Source organism: Arthrobacter ruber (genome assembly GCF_002954225.1).
GTDB classification, from domain to species: domain Bacteria; phylum Actinomycetota; class Actinomycetes; order Actinomycetales; family Micrococcaceae; genus Arthrobacter_D; species Arthrobacter_D ruber.
In genome coordinates this window covers 17,719-33,337 of the sequence record NZ_PPTH01000015.1, presented here as the reverse complement: position 1 = coordinate 33,337, position 15,619 = coordinate 17,719, and the positions used below count along the sequence as shown (strand labels likewise).

The window sequence follows — 15,619 nt, the reverse complement described above, 5'->3', positions numbered from 1 at the left end:
CTCCTAGCCCTTGATGTACGGGATCCCGCTGGCACCCGGTGCCCGCGAACGGCCCACGAGACCGGCGACGGCGAAGACCGTCACCACGTAGGGCAGCATGCGCAGGAACTGGTCCGGGACGGGGGTGCCGAGCAGGCTCAGCACGTTGGACAGGTTGGTGGCGAAACCGAACAGCAGGGCCGCGAAGAACGCGCCGATCGGGTTCCAGCGACCGAAGATGAGGGCCGCCAGGGCGATGTAGCCCTGGCCGGCGGTCATGTCGCGACCGAAGCCCGACACGGCGACGAGCGTGAAGAAGGATCCTCCGATCCCCGCGACGACGCCTGCGAGGAGCACGTTGAGGAAGCGCATCCGGTTGACGTTCACGCCGAGGGTGTCGGCGGCCTTCGGGTGCTCCCCCACGGCGCGCGTGCGCAGGCCCCAGCGGGAGTGGTAGAGGGCCACGTAGACCACGGCCACCGCGACGTACATGAGGTAGCCCACGATCGTCTGCTGGAAGAGGATCGGGCCGATCACGGGGATATCCGCGAGCAGCGGGATCTCGATCACGGGCAGGCGCGGCGGGGAGTTCCACCGCTCCGCGTCCTCGCTGAGGACGGCGGAGAACAGGAACCCGGTGAGCCCGGAGACGAGCACGTTCAGCACCACGCCCACGATCACCTGGTTCACGACGTACCGGATGCTGAACACCGCCAGCACGAGGGACACGAGGACGCCCGCGACGGCCGCGGCGACGAGGCCCACGAGCGCGCTACCCGAGAGCGACGCCGCGACGGCGGCCGCGAAGGCCCCGAACAGCAGCTGCCCCTCGATGGCGATGTTCACGACGCCGGACCGCTCGCAGAGCACACCCGAGAGGGAGCCGAAGATCAGCGGGACGGCGAGCGTGACCGACCCGGCGAGGAGACCGTAGAGGGCCACGTTGGGGGTGCGGGCACTGCCGACCACCCAGGTCAGGAAGGCGATGAGGAACAGCACGGCGAACACGGCCGGAACCCACGTGGGGACCTTCTGCCCCGATCGCGTCCGGAGGATCGCGAGGACGGCGAGGGCGAGCATCGCGAGGGCTGCGATCCAGCCGATCACCGGCGCCGACACGACGATCGAGGGTAGGACGACCGGGTCGCCCTCCTCGGAGAGGCGGAACGTGACGTCGTTGCCGGGCGCGCCGAGGGCGAAGACCAGCAGCGCGAGGAGGGCGACGACGGAGAGGATGATCGGGTTCTTCCAGCTGCGGACGGCGGTGCCGTCGCTGACGCGGGCTGTGGTTGCTGTGCTCATGCTGCTGCTCCGGTCGAGGCTGGCGTGCGGGTCGTGGAGCCGCCCTTGCCGGCGCGCGGGGCGCCGGGTGACGGGAGGCGGAACAGCGCGCGGACGAGCGGCGGCGCTGCGATGAAGAGGACGATGAGCGACTGCACCACGAGGACGATGTCGATGCTCGTGCCCGTCGAGGCCTGCATGGCCACTCCCCCGGCACGGAACGCCCCGAACAGGATGCCGGCGGCGAAGGTACCCCATGGCGAGGAACGCCCGAGGAGCGCGACGGTGATCGCGTCGAAGCCGAAGCTCGCCGCGACGCCCGAGGTCAGCACCTTCTCCGTCCCGGACACCTGCGCCACGCCGGCCAGGCCCGCGAGGGCCCCGGCGATGGCCATGGCGAGGATGTAGCCCTTGCTGACGTTGACACCGGCCGTGCGGGCCGCACTCGCGTTCGCGCCGACGGCCCGGAGCTCGAACCCGACGGTCGAGCGGTTCAGCAGCCACCACACGAACACCGTGGCGAGCACCGCGACCACGAAGCCCCAGTGCAGGCGGAAGGCCGGACCGAGCAGCGGCGGGTAGAGCGCCGTCGCGTCGAGCTGGGGGCTGATCGGGTTCGTGGATCCCGGGCGCTGGAACGCGGGGGTGCTCAGGAAGTACAGCACGAGGTTCGTCGCGATGTAGTTGAACATGATGGTGAGGATGACCTCGTGGGCGCCGGTGCGGGCCTTGAGGAGTCCCACGAGCCCTGCCCAGACGGCGCCCCCCACCATCCCCGCGAGGATCACGAGCAGCAGGTGGATGCCGGCCGGCAGGTGCAGGGTGAAGCCGATCCAGCCGGCGAACGTCGCGCCGATGAGGATCTGCCCCTGCGCGCCGATGTTGAACAGGCCTGCCCGGAAGGCCAGGGCCACGCCGAGCCCGGCGCAGATCAGCGGCGTCGCGACGGTCAGGGTCTGGGTGAGCGGGTAGATGATCCGGGTGAAGGAGTCACCCTCGAAGTTGATCACCGACCCCTGGAAGAGCGCGAGGTAGGCGCCGGAGGCGGCGGTCCAGGCGGCACCGAGGGTGTCCTGGGGGCGGCTGAAGAAGTACGACGACGCCCGGGCCACGTTCTGGTCGGTCACCGCGATGAGCAGGCCGCCGAGGATCAGGGAGAGCACCACGGAGAGGAAGGCGACGAGCGCGTTCCCTGTCATGATGCGGTGCAGGAGCGGAGCGTCGGGGGCGGGGCCGGCGCCGAGGCCGGCGGCGGTCGCGGGGACGGCGGGCGGCGGCAGCTCGCCGTCGGCCGTCTCGACGGCGTTCTCGAGGCGCACCTCGTCCTGGCGTGCGGCGTCCTTCGCCTGCCGGCGCGTGTGGGGTGCGCCGTCGCCGGTCGCCGGGGATACCGGCCTGTCGTCCTGCGGGGTCACAGGTTTCCTCCTTGAACGTCGTGTGCCTGCGCCAGCGCCTCGTCGGCGGGCATTCCGGCCATCATGAGGCCGAGGACATCGCGGGAGACGGCACCGGGCACGATGCCCATGAGCCGGCCCCGGTACAGAACCGCGATGCGGTCGGCGAGCTCCAGGACCTCGTCGAGCTCCGTGGAGACGATGATGACCGGCGTGCCGCCGTCGCGCTCGGCGACGATCCGGCGGTGCAGGAACTCGATGGATCCGACGTCGACGCCGCGGGTGGGCTGTGAGGCGATGAACAGTTTGAGCGGCCGCGAGAACTCGCGGGCCATGACGACCTTCTGCTGGTTGCCGCCGGAGAGCGTGCCCGCCGCGGCCGAGGCCGACTGCGTGCGGACGTCGTACTCGGCGATCTTCTCGTCGGCGTTCTTCTCGATCGCGGACGGCGACATGGACAGGCCCCGGGCGAAGGGGGCGTCGTCGTACCGGTTGAGGATGAGGTTCTCGGCCACGGAGAACGTGCCGACGAGTCCTTCGACGCTGCGGTCCTCGGGTACGAACCCGACCCCGGCGCGGATGATGTCCTTGACGCTGCGGCCCACGAGTTCCTCGCCGCCGAGCGTGATGGAGCCCGAGACGTGGTCCTGCAGGCCCATGATCGCCTCGGTGAGTTCGGTCTGCCCGTTGCCCTGGACGCCTGCGATCGCGAGGATCTCGCCCTGCGCGACGTCGAAGCTGAGGCCGTCCACGACGCGCTGGCCGTTGGCGGCCTGGACCGTGAGGTCGCGGACCCTGAAGGTCACGTCGCCGGGGGTCGCGGGCTGCTTGTCGAGGGTCAGGCTGACGGACCGGCCGACCATGAGGGACGCGAGCTCCGTGGTGGGAGCACCCGGGTCGGCGGTCCCGACGACCTTGCCGCGGCGGATCACGGTGATGACGTCGGACACCGCCTTGACCTCGCGCAGCTTGTGCGAGATGAACACGATCGACTTGCCGTCGGCCTTCAGCTGCGCCATGATGCCGAGCAGTTCGTCGGTCTCCTTGGGCGTCAGCACGGCCGTCGGCTCGTCGAGGATCAGCACCTCGGCGTCCCGGACGAGGGCCTTGATGATCTCGACGCGCTGCTGCACACCGACCGGGAGGTCCTCGACCACCGCGTCGGGATCGACGTCGAACCCGTACTGGTCGGAGATCTGCCGGATGCGCGCGCGCGTCTCCTGCAGGTTGAGCATGCCGCCGGCCTTCGTGGTCTCGTTGCCGAGCGCCACGTTCTCGGCGACGGTGAAGACGGGGACGAGCATGAAGTGCTGGTGCACCATGCCGATCCCGGCGGCCATCGCGTCCCCGGGCCCCTTGAAGGTCACCGGCTCGTCGTCGACCCGGATCTCACCCTCGGTAGGGTCGTAGAGCCCGTACAGCACGTTCATGAGCGTGGACTTGCCTGCCCCGTTCTCGCCGAGCAGGCTGTGCACCTGCCCTGGTTCCACGACGAGGTCGATGGAGTCGTTGGCCACGAGCGATCCGAAGCGCTTCGTGATGCCGATCAGTTCGAGTTTCACAACTCAACCAGCCTGTTCTGTTGTGTGTCTGCCGTGGCTGTCAGAAAGCCATCGGAAAGGATACCGGGTGCGGCTCGGGGGCACGCACGCGGGGTGAACGCAAACCGCCCTCCTCCCGGCGGGGATCCGCGGGGAGGAAGGCGGTCTGCGTAGCGGTGGTGGTGCTACTCGGGGCTGGCGGCCGAGTCGACCGTGATCTCGCCCGAGATGATCTGCTCCTTGAGCTCGTCGAGCTTGGTCTGCAGATCGGCGGGGACGTTGGCCTCCTGGTCGTGGAACGGCGCGAGGGCCACTCCACCGTTCTCCAGCGTGCCCACGTACGGGGTGTTGTCGAAGTTGCCCTCGACGTCGGTGCGGATGACGTCCTCGACGGCGTCGCCCATGAGCTTCATGACCGAGGTGAGGATGAACTCCTCGCCCTTGCCCGCGGTCTCGTAGCCGTCGGAGTCGACCCAGATCGCCTTGACGTCCTTGCCCGCGGCGTTGGCCTCGATGACGGCGTCGAGCGTGCCGGAGCCCACGGGACCGGCGACCGGCATGATGATGTCGGCGCCCTCGTTGATGAAGTTCTGGGTGTTGGTCTTGCCGGCGGCTGCGTCCTCGAAGTTGCCGACGAAGGTGCCGTTCTGGCTCTCCTTGTCCCAGCCGAGCAGCTGCACGTCGCCGCCCGTCTCCTCGTTGAAGTAGGCCACGCCCTCGGCGAAGCCGTCCATGAAGATGGTGACGGTGGGGATGTTGATACCGCCGTAGGTGGCGACCTTGCCGGTCTCGCTCGTCGCCGCGGCCGTGTAGCCCGCGAGGAAGGCGGCCTGCGCCGTGTCGTAGATGATCGGCTTGACGTTCGGCAGGTCGATCGAGTTGTCGTCGACGATCGCGAAGTTCGCGTCCGTGTTGGTCTCGGCAGCGGCCTTGGTGGTGTCGGCGAGCAGGAAGCCCACGGTGACCGTGAGGTTGCAGCCGGCCTGGACCATCTGGTCGACGTTGGGGCCGAAATCGGTCTCGGCCTGCGACTCGGCCTGGTTGATCTCGATGCCGAGGTCCGTCTCCGCCTTCTTCAGTCCCTCGTAGCTGGACTGGTTGAACGAGCGGTCGTCGAATCCACCGGAGTCGGAGACGATGCAGCCGAGGTAGTCGGAACCGGCCTCGGCGCTGGCGCCGCCTCCGGACGAGTCCTCGGCCGGCGGCGCACCGCAGCCGGAGAGGACGAGGGCCGAAACGCCGAGAACGGCGGCGGACAGGCCGGTGCCGCGCGAAAACTTGCGCAGTGAGTTCTTCAAAATGCCTCCAGGAAAGAAATGCGCCACAGGTACGAGTACCAGTGAGTGTCTCTTCCCGGGTCTGAAGCGATCCGAGGCTCTGTTGTCACTGGAAGACCGTGGCGCCGCGACACCGTCGGTGCAGCACGTATGCGAACATCCTAAGGGCCAAGTGACGGGCAGCACTACATGGCCCGCCCGCGGGCCGGGATCGTTCGGTTTTCGTTATGCGCCGACGCCCCGGAGGACGCCCTCAGGCGTCCTCGCCCCGCAGGACCTGCAGGGCTGCCGCAGCCATGACCCGGACACCGCAGCCGATGGCGCGCTCGTCCGGCGCGTAGTCGCCGCGGTGGAGGTCGAACGTCTCCCCGCCGGGGGTCCTCGTGCCGAGGCGCATCATGGCGCCGGGCACCTCCTGGGTCATCCAGGCGAAGTCCTCGCCGCCCATGGACTGCGGCGTCAGGACGACGGCGTGGGACCCGAGTTCGGCGCGCGCGGCGGCCTCCAGCAGCCCGGTCTCGGCCTCCTGGTTCACCACCGGCGGCACTCCCCGGATGTGCTCCAGTTTCACGTCCACGCCGAACGGTGCCGCCACCTCGCGCACGGCGCGGTCGAGCATCTCGCCAGCGGATTGCCAGGCCTCCCCCTCCAGGCACCGGAGCGTCCCGGACATGAACCCGTGGGCCGGGATGGCGTTGGGGGCGGAGCCGGCGTGGATCTGGCCCCACACCACGGACACGGCGCTGCGTACGTCGATGCGGCGCGAGAGGACGGCCGGCACGTTCACGGCGATCGAGGCGAGTGCGAAGACGAGGTCCTCGGTGAGGTGGGGGCGCGACGTGTGCCCGCCCCGGCCCGTGAGCTCGACGCGGATGGTGTCCGACGCGGACGTGATGGCCCCGATCCGGGTGCCGACGGAGCCGACGTCGATCCTCGGGTCGCAGTGCAGCGCGAGGATGCGCGGGACGCCGACCAGCACGCCCTGGGCGATCACGTCGAGCGCGCCGCCGGGCATCAGCTCCTCGGCGGGCTGGAAGATGATCCTGACCGTGCCGGGCAGGGCCTCCTCGGCGTCGAGGTCGGCGAGCACCAGGGCGACGCCGAGCATCACCGTGGTGTGGATGTCGTGACCGCAGGCGTGGGTGATGCCCGTCGAGGCGGACTCGTAGTCGAGGCCCGTCTCCTCGATGATCGGCAGGGCGTCGATGTCGGCGCGCAGCGCGAGCCGGAGCGGCCCGCTCCCCACGTCCACGAACGCACCGGTGCCCTCGAGCCGCTGGGGCGCCAGTCCCGCCTGCTCGAGCCGGGCCACGATGACGTCGGTGGTGCGGTGCTCCTTGTAGGACAGCTCCGGGTGGCGGTGGATGTCGCGGCGGATTCCAATGAGCTCACCGTGGAACAGGTCGAGGGAGGCCCCTACCCGGGTGGTCGGCGGACTCTGCCTGCTGAACGTCTTCACTCCTTCAGCCTACCCACCGGGGACCCGCGGACCCCACACGGGACCCACGAGCGTGGCTGTTCGACAGATGGGCGTCCCGGGAGGACGCCGGGGTCACAGGACGTCGGTGTCCCCGCTGGCGCGCAGCCGCTCCACGGCCTTCTTGACCTCCTGCGCGTGCTCCTTCGTGGTGACGAGCAGGGCGTCGGGGGTGTCGACGATGACGACGTCGTCGATCCCGATGAGCGCGATCACGCGCTTGGTGTCGGACACCACGATGCCGGAGGCGTTCTCGGAGAAGACGCGCGCGCCCTCCCCCATCACGGTGAGCTCGCTGTTCTCCTCGGCGGGGTTCAGGCGACCGATCGCGGCGAAGTCCCCGACGTCGTCCCAGCTGAACTCGCCCGGGATCATGGCGACGTCGCCCGCGGCGGCGGCCGGCTCCGCCACGGCGTAGTCGATGGCGATCTTCGGCAGCGTCGGCCAGACCCGGCGGGCCACCTCGACGCGCTGGGGCGTGTCCCAGGCCTCGGCGATCTCCATGAGGCCCGCGTACAGCTCCGGCTCGTTCGCGGACAGGTGCTTGAGCATGAGGTCGACCGGCGCCACGAACATGCCGGCGTTCCACGAGTAGTTGCCGCTCCCGATGTAGCCGTCGGCGACCTCCTGCGAGGGCTTCTCCACGAACTCGATGACCGCGCGCGCGCTGGGTGCGCCCTCGGTCCCGAGCGCCTCACCGGCCCGGATGTAGCCGAAGCCGGTGGAGGCATGGGTGGGCTTGATGCCGATCGTGACGATGTAGCCGCGGGCCGCCGTATGGATCGCCTCCCGCACGGCGTCCTGGAAGACCTCCACCGGCGCGATCACCTGGTCGGCCGCGAAGGACCCCATGATGATGCCCGGGTCCCTCTGGTGCAGGATCGCCGCAGCCAGCCCGATCGCCGCCCCTGAGTCCTTGGGCTCCGCCTCGAGCACGAGGTTCGCGTCGTCGATCTCGGGCAGCTGTTCGAGCACGGCCCGCCGGTGCACCATCCCGGTGACCACCATGGTGCGTCCGTCGCAGAGCGGCCGCAGGCGGTCGTAGGTGGCACGGATCAGGGTGCTGCCGGAGCCGGTCAGGTCGTGGAGGAACTTCGGAGCGGCCGCACGCGAGAGCGGCCACAGGCGCGTGCCGGTACCTCCCGCGGGGATCACGCCGTAGAAGCGGTCCATCACGTTGTCATGGGTCTGGGCAGCGGCCCTCTCGGTAGTCATCACGTCCACGGTAACCGACACCCGGGAAGCACCCGGAACCGCGTGCCGGGCCCGGGTGTTAACAAGGTCACAGGGAAGGCCGCCCTAAATTGATCCAGGAGTGTCACCGGCCTAGATTATTGTTACTGAAGAGTGCTGTCGCACCGGCGTAATCCCTGCGTATATCGCGCTAACGCCCATGCGATGCAGGGAGGTACATTCAATGCCGAAGACACTGACTAAGTCGCTGACACCAGCGGGCACCCTCTACCGGGGCCGTGAAGGCCAATGGTCCTGGGTGGCCCACCGCATCACGGGGGTCGTGATTTTCTTCTTCCTCCTCGTCCACGTCCTGGACACGTCGCTCGTCCGGGTGTCCCCCGAGGCGTACGACGCGGTGATCGCCTCGTACAAGAACCCGATCATGGGCCTCGGCGAACTCGGACTGGTCGCCGCGATCGTCTTCCATGCCTTCAACGGCATCCGACTGATCCTCGTGGACTTCTGGAAGAAGGGCCCCAAGTACCACCGCCAGATGCTCTGGGGCGTCGTCGGCCTCTGGGCGGTCGTCATGATCGCCTTCTCGATCCGCCATCTCTCGCACGTCTTCGGAGGCTAGTACCCATGGCTACCCCAATCATCGAAACCCCCCGTTCCGGACGGGTTGCACCGGGTTACTCCCGTTCCTCCACCTCGCGCAGCAACTTCGAGATGATCGCATGGCTGTTCATGCGGATCTCCGGCGCCATCCTGGTGGTGCTGATCTTCGTCCACCTCTACGTGAACCTCGTGGCCGGCGACGGCATCAGCGGCATCGATTTCGGTTTCGTCGCCGGCAAGTGGGCCAGTCCGTTCTGGCAGATCTGGGACCTCACGATGCTGTGGCTCGCCATGCTGCACGGCACCAACGGCATCCGCGTCATCATCAACGACTACGCGGACAAGAACAGCACGCGGATGTGGCTCAAGGGCGTGCTCTACACGGCGACCGTCGTCATCGTGGTCCTCGGCACCCTCGTGATCTTCACCTTCGATCCCTGCCCCGTGATCAACGGCGTGGCCCATGTCGCGGACTACTGCCCCACCCCGTAACCCTTCTCGGTAGTACCTGCCGGTCCCCGGCAGCCCCCGCACGGCGGACCCATCGGAAGGCCCCGTGCACCCACCGGTTTCAACAGAAAGAGCGACCAGCATGCAGGTCCACAAGTACGACGTCGTCATCGTCGGCGCCGGCGGCGCGGGGATGCGCGCAGCCATCGAGTCCGGGCAGCGCGCCCGCACCGCCGTCCTGACGAAGCTCTACCCCACGCGCTCCCACACGGGGGCCGCGCAGGGAGGCATGTGCGCAGCACTCGCCAACGTGGAGGAGGACAACTGGGAGTGGCACACGTTCGACACCGTCAAGGGCGGTGACTACCTCGTCGACCAGGACGCCGCCGAGGTCATGGCGAAGGAGGCCATCGAGGCGGTCCTCGATCTCGAGAAGATGGGCCTGCCGTTCAACCGCACGCCCGAGGGACGCATCGACCAGCGACGCTTCGGCGGCCACACCCGTGACCACGGCAAGGCGCCCGTGCGCCGCTCGTGCTACGCGGCCGACCGCACCGGGCACATGATCCTCCAGACGCTCTACCAGAACTGCGTCAAACACAACGTCGAGTTCTACAACGAGTACTACGTGCTGGACCTGCTCATGGTCGACGAGCAGGTCATCGTCGACGGCGAGACCCGCATCCAGAAGCGCGTCGCCGGCGTCGTCTCCTACGACCTCGCCTCGGGAGAGCTGCACGTCTTCCAGGCGAAGTCGGTCGTCTTCGCCTCCGGTGGTGTCGGCAAGGTCTACAAGACGACGTCGAACGCCCACACGCTGACCGGCGACGGCATGGGCATCGCCTTCCGCCGCGGGATCCCCCTCGAGGACATGGAATTCTTCCAGTTCCACCCGACCGGCCTCGCCGGCCTCGGGATCCTCCTGTCCGAGGCAGCCCGCGGTGAGGGTGCCATCCTCCGCAACTCGGAGGGTGAGCGCTTCATGGAGCGCTACGCCCCCACCATCAAGGACCTCGCCCCCCGCGACATCGTGGCGCGGTCCATGGCGAACGAGGTGCGCGAGGGCCGCGGCGCCGGCCCGAACAAGGACTACGTCCTGCTCGACCTCACGCACCTCGAGCCCGCGCACATCGACGCGAAGCTCCCGGACATCACCGAGTTCGCCCGCACCTACCTCGGCGTGGAGCCCTACACGGAGCCGGTGCCCGTCTTCCCCACGGCCCACTACGCCATGGGCGGCATCCCGACCAACATCGAGGCCGAGGTGCTGGCGGACAACGACACCGTGGTGCCCGGCCTGTACGCGGCCGGCGAGGTCGCATGCGTCTCGGTCCACGGCTCGAACCGCCTGGGGACCAACTCGCTGCTCGACATCAACGTCTTCGGCAAGCGGGCGGGCCTCGCCGCCGCGGAGTACGCCCTGACCGCGGACTTCGTGGAGATCCCCGAGAACCCCACGCTGGAGACCGAGGAACTGCTCAACCGGGCCCGCAGCTCAGAGGGCGGGGAGCGCGTGGCGCTGATCCGCAAGGAACTGCAGGACATCATGGACGCGAATGTCCAGGTGTTCCGCACGGAGGAGACCCTGCTCGAGGCACTGCGCGTGATCGATACGCTCGAGGAGCGGTACACGCGCATCACCGTGCAGGACAAGGGCAAGCGGTTCAACCTCGACCTGCTCGAGGCCGTGGAGCTCGGGTTCCTCCTCGACATGGCGAAGGTCATGACCGCGGCGGCCCTGCACCGCAAGGAATCCCGCGGGGGGCACTTCCGCGAGGACTATCCTGAGCGGGACGACGAGAATTTCATGACCCATTCCATGGCCTACAAGGACCCGAGCGCCACCCTGACGAGCGGCGTCCGCCTTGAGACCAAACCGGTTATCTTCACCCGATACCAGCCCATGGAGCGTAAGTACTGATGAGCACCGAAACGATGGAGAAGGAGCCGGCCTCCAAGGTCGAGCTCAGCAAGGACGTCGCCGGCGGGGAGATCCCCACCTTCGACGTCACCCTCAAGGTACGGCGCTACAACCCGGAGGTCTCGGACGAGGCCCACTGGGACGAGTGGCAGCTGACCATGTACGGCACGGACCGCGTGCTGGACGCCCTGCACAAGGTCAAGTGGGAGCATGACGGCTCGGTGTCCTTCCGGCGGTCCTGCGCCCACGGTGTGTGCGGCTCCGATGCGATGCGCATCAACGGCCGCAACCGCCTGGCCTGCAAGACGCTGCTCAAGGACCTCGACACGTCCAAGCCCATCCTCGTGGAGCCCATCAAGGGCCTGCCGGTGGAGAAGGACCTGATCGTCGACATGGAGCCGTTCTTCCAGTCGTACCGCGAGATCATGCCGTTCCTGATCAGCAAGGGTCACGAGCCCGCGAAGGAGCGCCTGCAGTCGGCCGAGGAGCGCGATCGCTACGACGACACCACCAAGTGCATCCTGTGCGCGGCGTGCACGTCCTCCTGCCCCGTGTTCTGGACCGACGGCCAGTACTTCGGCCCGGCCGCGATCGTGAACGCACACCGCTTCATCTTCGACTCGCGCGACGATGCCGGCGACATGCGCCTCGAGATCCTCAACGACAAGGAAGGTGTGTGGCGCTGCCGCACCACCTTCAACTGCTCGGAGGCATGCCCCCGTGGCATCCAGGTCACGAAGGCCATCTCCGAGGTCAAGCAGGCCATCCTGACCCGCAAGGTCTGAGCCGGCGCCGACGAACCACCGCCGGTGACACCGGCACGAGGAAGGGCGGCCCCCCTGGGGGCCGCCCTTCCTCGCGTTCAGGCAACACGTGCGACGTGGCCCGATCAGCACCGGCGGTTCAGGACCCGTTGGTCCTCTGGGCCCGGATCTTGCGGCGGCTGCGCTGCCACAGCGTTCCCGCCTTGGCCTGCAGCTCCCGGTCGGAGGCCACACCCGCGTCCGCCGAGCCGATGGCGCACCAGGCGGTCGCGAGCAGGTAGACCTGGCTGAGCAGGAAGAACCAGATGAACAGCGCGAGGATCACCGCGAAGGACAGCAGGAGCGGGTTGTTGCCGAAGCCGGCCAGGATCTGCGCCGAGAAGGTCCGCAGCAGGGTGGTGCCGAGCCCCGCGATGAACGCACCCTGGATCAGGACCCGCCGGGGCATCTCGATGGCCGACGCGGAGCGGAACAGGACCACGGCCACGAGGATGTCCAGGAGGATCATCACCGCGAAGCCTGCAGCCTGGGTCAGGATCTGGGTTGCCGCGTTCAGCCGCAGGACGGCGAGGAGGGCGCCGACGGTGTTGTTGGCGATGACCCCAAGCGCGGTGGTCACGAGCATGATGACCCCGAGCAGCGCGAGCGTGCCGAGATCCTTCACCCAGAGCACCACGGGGTGGACCGCGACGGGCTCCAGGGCGAAGATGCCGCGCATGGCCTGACGCATCCCGCCGATCCAGCCCAGGGCGGTCACGAGCATCACCGCCGAGGACACGACGATCGTCCAGCCCAGTCCGCTGGTGGCCTCGAAGAGCCTCCTGGCGGTCACCAAGCCGCCCTCGCCGCCCTCCTCCCCGATCAGTCCGGGTACCGCCCTGTCGAGGGCGTCGACAGCGATCGTGCGCAGGGCCTCGTCGCCGGCGATCACGATCCCGAGGGCGGCGAACGCGACCACCAGCAGCGCAGCGATCGCGAAGAAGAGGCGGTACGCCAGTCCGGCCGCCATCAGTGGGCCGCGCCGCTCGTTGTACAGCAGGACCACCCGCACGGGCCGCAACGTGAAGAAGCGGCACAGTGCGAGGTCCACCCGCGCGAGCAGGAGCTCGGTGCCGCCGCTCCCGGAGCGGGTCAGCCGACCGACCTTGACCTGCGCGTCGATGGCCCGCCGCTGCAGATCGGGCAGGCTGACCGGCGACGGCTGGTCAACCCGCGGCGGCTTCGGAGCTGTCAGCGTCCTCGCCAAAGCGCAGGTCCTCCCTCAGTTTCCACAGCCCGGACGGCACGTGCTCGTAGAGTCCCATCGACCGCACCTCGAAGGAGGCCTCGAAGCCCCCCAGCAGCTCGCCCGCCGCGTCCATGCCCGCCTCGGACACATCATGCGCGACGGTCACGTGCGGGTGGAAGGGGAACTCGAGATCACGGTCGAGGGGACCGGCCTGGAGCCTCTCGTGCAACTCCACGCATTCGTCGAAGCCCTGAGCGAGCTTCAGGAACACCACGGGCGACACCGGCCGGAAGGAGCCCGTGCCGCGCAGGGTCACCGTGAAGGGGTGCTGCCGGCGCGCCACCGCGCGCACGTGGTCGATGGTGTCGTCCCAGTCGGTGGCCGGCGTCGTCGTGATGAGGGTGATATGGGGTGGCACCACGGCGGCCATGGGATCACCGAAGGAGGCGCGCCACGCCTCGAGATCGCCGGCGAGGGGCTCGGGGATGGGGATGGTGACGCCCACGCTGCTGCCGCTCGGGCGCGAACGGGTCAGGGCTGTCACCGCTCCTCGGGGCCGGCCGGTCGAAGCGTCCATGGGTCAGCGGGCTCCCGCTGCGGGCAGGAAACCCACCTTCGCGTAGACATCGGCGAGCGTGGGGGCCGCCAGGTCGCGTGCCTTCGCCGCGCCTTTGGCGAGCAGGCGGTCGAGCTCCGCGGGGTCGGCCAGTAGTTCCTCGGCACGGGTCCGCACGGGGGCGAGCGCCTCGACCACCACCTCGGCCAGGTCCACCTTGAGATGCCCGTACATGCGCCCCTCGTACGCCTCCTCGAGGTCGGCGATGCCCCTGCCGGTGAGGGCCGAGTAGATCGAGAGCAGGTTCGAGATGCCCGGCTTCTCCGCCGGGTCGAAGCGGATCTCCGAGCCGGCGTCGGTGACGGCGGACTTGATGCGCTTGGTGGTCACCTTCGGATCGTCCAGCAGGTTGATCAGGCCGGCCGGCGAGGGCCCGGACTTCGACATCTTCGCCGCCGGGTTCTGCAGGTCGTAGATCTTCGCGGACTCCTTCTGGATGAAGGGCCGGGGAACCACGAACGTGTCGCCGTAGCGTGCGTTGAAGCGCTGCGCCAGGTCGCGGCTGAGCTCCACGTGCTGGCGCTGGTCCTCGCCGACGGGCACGCCGTCGGGCTGGTACAGGAGGATGTCCGCCGCCTGCAGGATCGGATAGGTGAACAGGCCCACGCTCGCCACGTCGGTCCCCTGCTTCGAGGCCTTGTCCTTGAACTGGGTCATGCGGGACGCCTCGCCGAACCCGGTGAAGCAGTTCAGCACCCAGGCGAGCTGGGCGTGCTCGGGGACGTGGGACTGCACGAAGAGCGTGGCCCGGTCCGGGTCGACACCGCCGGCGATGTACTGGGCCGCCGTGAGCCGCGTCCGGTGGGCGAGTTCCTGCGGATCCTGCGCCACCGTGATGGCGTGGAGATCGGGGATGAAGAAGACGGCGTCGTAGGTCTCCTGGAGCCGCACCCAGTGCACGAGCGCGCCGAGGTAGTTGCCGAGGTGCAGCGATCCGGCGGAGGGCTGCATGCCGGAGAGGACGCGCTGGCGCCGACCGGTGTCCGGGACGGGCGTGGACGATGTCGCGGTGACTGTCATGGAGGCTGTCCTGTGGTCTAGATCTGGTAGTCGACGACGAGCGGGGCGTGGTCGGAGAACCGTGTGTCCCAGCTCGGGGCCCTGTCGACCTCTGCGCTCAGTGCGCTCTTCGCGAGGGCCTGCGTGGCGAGCTGGTAGTCGATACGCCAGCCGGTGTCGTTGTCGAAGGCCTTGCCCCGCCAGGACCACCAGGTGTACGGCCCGTCGACGTCCCCGGCGAGGAGCCGGGCCACGTCGAGGAAACCGCATTCGTCCGAGAAGAACCGGTCGAAGTAGGCGCGTTCCTCGGGGAGGAACCCGGCGTTCTTGACGTTGCCCTTCCAGTTCCGGATGTCCAGCTCGGTGTGGCCCACGTTGAGGTCGCCCATGACCACGGCGTGGTCGGCGCCGTCCCTGAGCTGCGGCAGGCGGGTGGTCATCGCGTCGAGGAAGCGGTACTTGTCGTCCTGCTTCTGGGTGCCGACCTCGCCGGAGTGCACGTAGGCGCTCACCACGGTGAGACTCGCGCCGTCGACGTCGAGGTCGGCCTCGACCCACCGGCCGGCCGTGTCGAAGTAGCTGTCGCCGATGGACGTGCGTGTCGCGACGGGGGCCCGGCGCGAGGCGATGGCAACACCGGCGCGGCCCTTGGCCTCGGCCTCGGTGTGCAGGATGTGCCAGCCCTCCCCGAGGAGGCTGCGGACGACGGCGTCGGGTGCGCGGACCTCCTGCAGACAGAGGATGTCGACGTCGCGCCCGCCCAGCCAGTCCTGCATCCCGCGCTTGTAGGCGGCGCGGATTCCGTTGACGTTCACGGAGGCGATGCGCAGGGGTTTCTGCGGAGGGTTCGGTGCCGGACTCACCCGATCAACCTTACCCCGCGGGCCGCCCGAGGTGC

14 protein-coding genes are annotated in these 15,619 nt (G+C 68.8%); 4 read left to right on the top strand and 10 right to left on the bottom strand.

What is annotated here, in order from left to right; genetic code table 11:
• Window positions 1–3: 3 nt before the first annotated feature.
• The 6 genes from CI785_RS06790 to CI785_RS06765 all read right to left on the bottom strand — a co-directional run bounded on the left by CI785_RS06790 (window position 4) and on the right by CI785_RS06765 (window position 8,164).
• Window positions 4–1,281 (bottom strand): ABC transporter permease, encoded by a 1,278-nt coding sequence (locus CI785_RS06790; protein ID WP_105031338.1) that lies wholly within the window; start codon window positions 1,279–1,281, stop codon window positions 4–6.
• Complete coding sequence (locus tag CI785_RS06785; protein WP_105031337.1) at window positions 1,278–2,675, bottom strand: ABC transporter permease; 1,398 nt, start codon at window positions 2,673–2,675, stop codon at window positions 1,278–1,280. Before CI785_RS06785 ends, CI785_RS06790 begins: the two co-directional genes overlap by 4 nt.
• Window positions 2,672–4,216, bottom strand: coding sequence for an ABC transporter ATP-binding protein (locus CI785_RS06780; protein WP_105031336.1), 1,545 nt, complete (start codon window positions 4,214–4,216; stop codon window positions 2,672–2,674). The genes CI785_RS06785 and CI785_RS06780 overlap by 4 nt, the downstream gene beginning before the upstream one ends.
• 164 nt (window positions 4,217–4,380) lie before the next feature.
• Window positions 4,381–5,493, bottom strand: coding sequence for a BMP family lipoprotein (locus CI785_RS06775; protein ID WP_105031335.1), 1,113 nt, complete (start codon window positions 5,491–5,493; stop codon window positions 4,381–4,383).
• A gap of 232 nt (window positions 5,494–5,725) precedes the next feature.
• Window positions 5,726–6,874: an amidohydrolase gene (locus CI785_RS06770; RefSeq protein ID WP_420808220.1), complete on the bottom strand. Its 1,149-nt coding sequence runs from the start codon at window positions 6,872–6,874 to the stop codon at window positions 5,726–5,728.
• A gap of 150 nt (window positions 6,875–7,024) precedes the next feature.
• Entirely contained in the window at window positions 7,025–8,164 is a 1,140-nt protein-coding gene (locus CI785_RS06765; protein ID WP_105031333.1) for a mannose-1-phosphate guanylyltransferase, read from the bottom strand.
• A gap of 202 nt (window positions 8,165–8,366) precedes the next feature.
• On the opposite strand from CI785_RS06765, the gene sdhC reads away from it, so the two are divergent.
• The 4 genes from sdhC (at window position 8,367) to CI785_RS06745 (ending at window position 11,899) form a co-directional block, all read left to right on the top strand.
• Complete coding sequence (sdhC, locus tag CI785_RS06760; protein ID WP_240615050.1) at window positions 8,367–8,762, top strand: succinate dehydrogenase, cytochrome b556 subunit; 396 nt, start codon at window positions 8,367–8,369, stop codon at window positions 8,760–8,762.
• Between the two features lie 5 nt (window positions 8,763–8,767).
• Window positions 8,768–9,235 (top strand): succinate dehydrogenase hydrophobic membrane anchor subunit, encoded by a 468-nt coding sequence (locus CI785_RS06755; RefSeq protein ID WP_105031331.1) that lies wholly within the window; start codon window positions 8,768–8,770, stop codon window positions 9,233–9,235.
• Window positions 9,236–9,335: 100 nt separating this feature from the next.
• Window positions 9,336–11,114, top strand: coding sequence for a succinate dehydrogenase flavoprotein subunit (gene sdhA / locus CI785_RS06750; RefSeq protein WP_105031330.1), 1,779 nt, complete (start codon window positions 9,336–9,338; stop codon window positions 11,112–11,114).
• Window positions 11,114–11,899, top strand: coding sequence for a succinate dehydrogenase iron-sulfur subunit (locus CI785_RS06745; RefSeq protein ID WP_105031329.1), 786 nt, complete (start codon window positions 11,114–11,116; stop codon window positions 11,897–11,899). The genes sdhA and CI785_RS06745 overlap by 1 nt, the downstream gene beginning before the upstream one ends.
• 118 nt (window positions 11,900–12,017) lie before the next feature.
• Here CI785_RS06745 and CI785_RS06740 read toward each other — a convergent pair whose 3' ends face one another.
• Genes CI785_RS06740 through CI785_RS06725 form a run of 4 tightly spaced genes read right to left on the bottom strand, consistent with a single transcriptional unit; the run spans window position 12,018 to window position 15,584 of the window.
• On the bottom strand, window positions 12,018–13,124 hold the full coding sequence (locus tag CI785_RS06740) for a YihY/virulence factor BrkB family protein (protein WP_105031328.1): 1,107 nt from the start codon (window positions 13,122–13,124) through the stop codon (window positions 12,018–12,020).
• The gene (locus CI785_RS06735; protein WP_240615049.1) at window positions 13,084–13,650 is read right to left on the bottom strand and encodes a 2'-5' RNA ligase family protein; all 567 of its coding nucleotides are present in this window, start codon (window positions 13,648–13,650) and stop codon (window positions 13,084–13,086) included. Before CI785_RS06735 ends, CI785_RS06740 begins: the two co-directional genes overlap by 41 nt.
• A gap of 36 nt (window positions 13,651–13,686) precedes the next feature.
• Window positions 13,687–14,742, bottom strand: a complete 1,056-nt coding sequence (gene trpS / locus CI785_RS06730; protein WP_105031326.1) for a tryptophan--tRNA ligase — start codon at window positions 14,740–14,742, stop codon at window positions 13,687–13,689.
• Between the two features lie 17 nt (window positions 14,743–14,759).
• Window positions 14,760–15,584: an exodeoxyribonuclease III gene (locus CI785_RS06725; protein ID WP_105031325.1), complete on the bottom strand. Its 825-nt coding sequence runs from the start codon at window positions 15,582–15,584 to the stop codon at window positions 14,760–14,762.
• Between the last annotated feature and the right edge of the window lie 35 nt (window positions 15,585–15,619).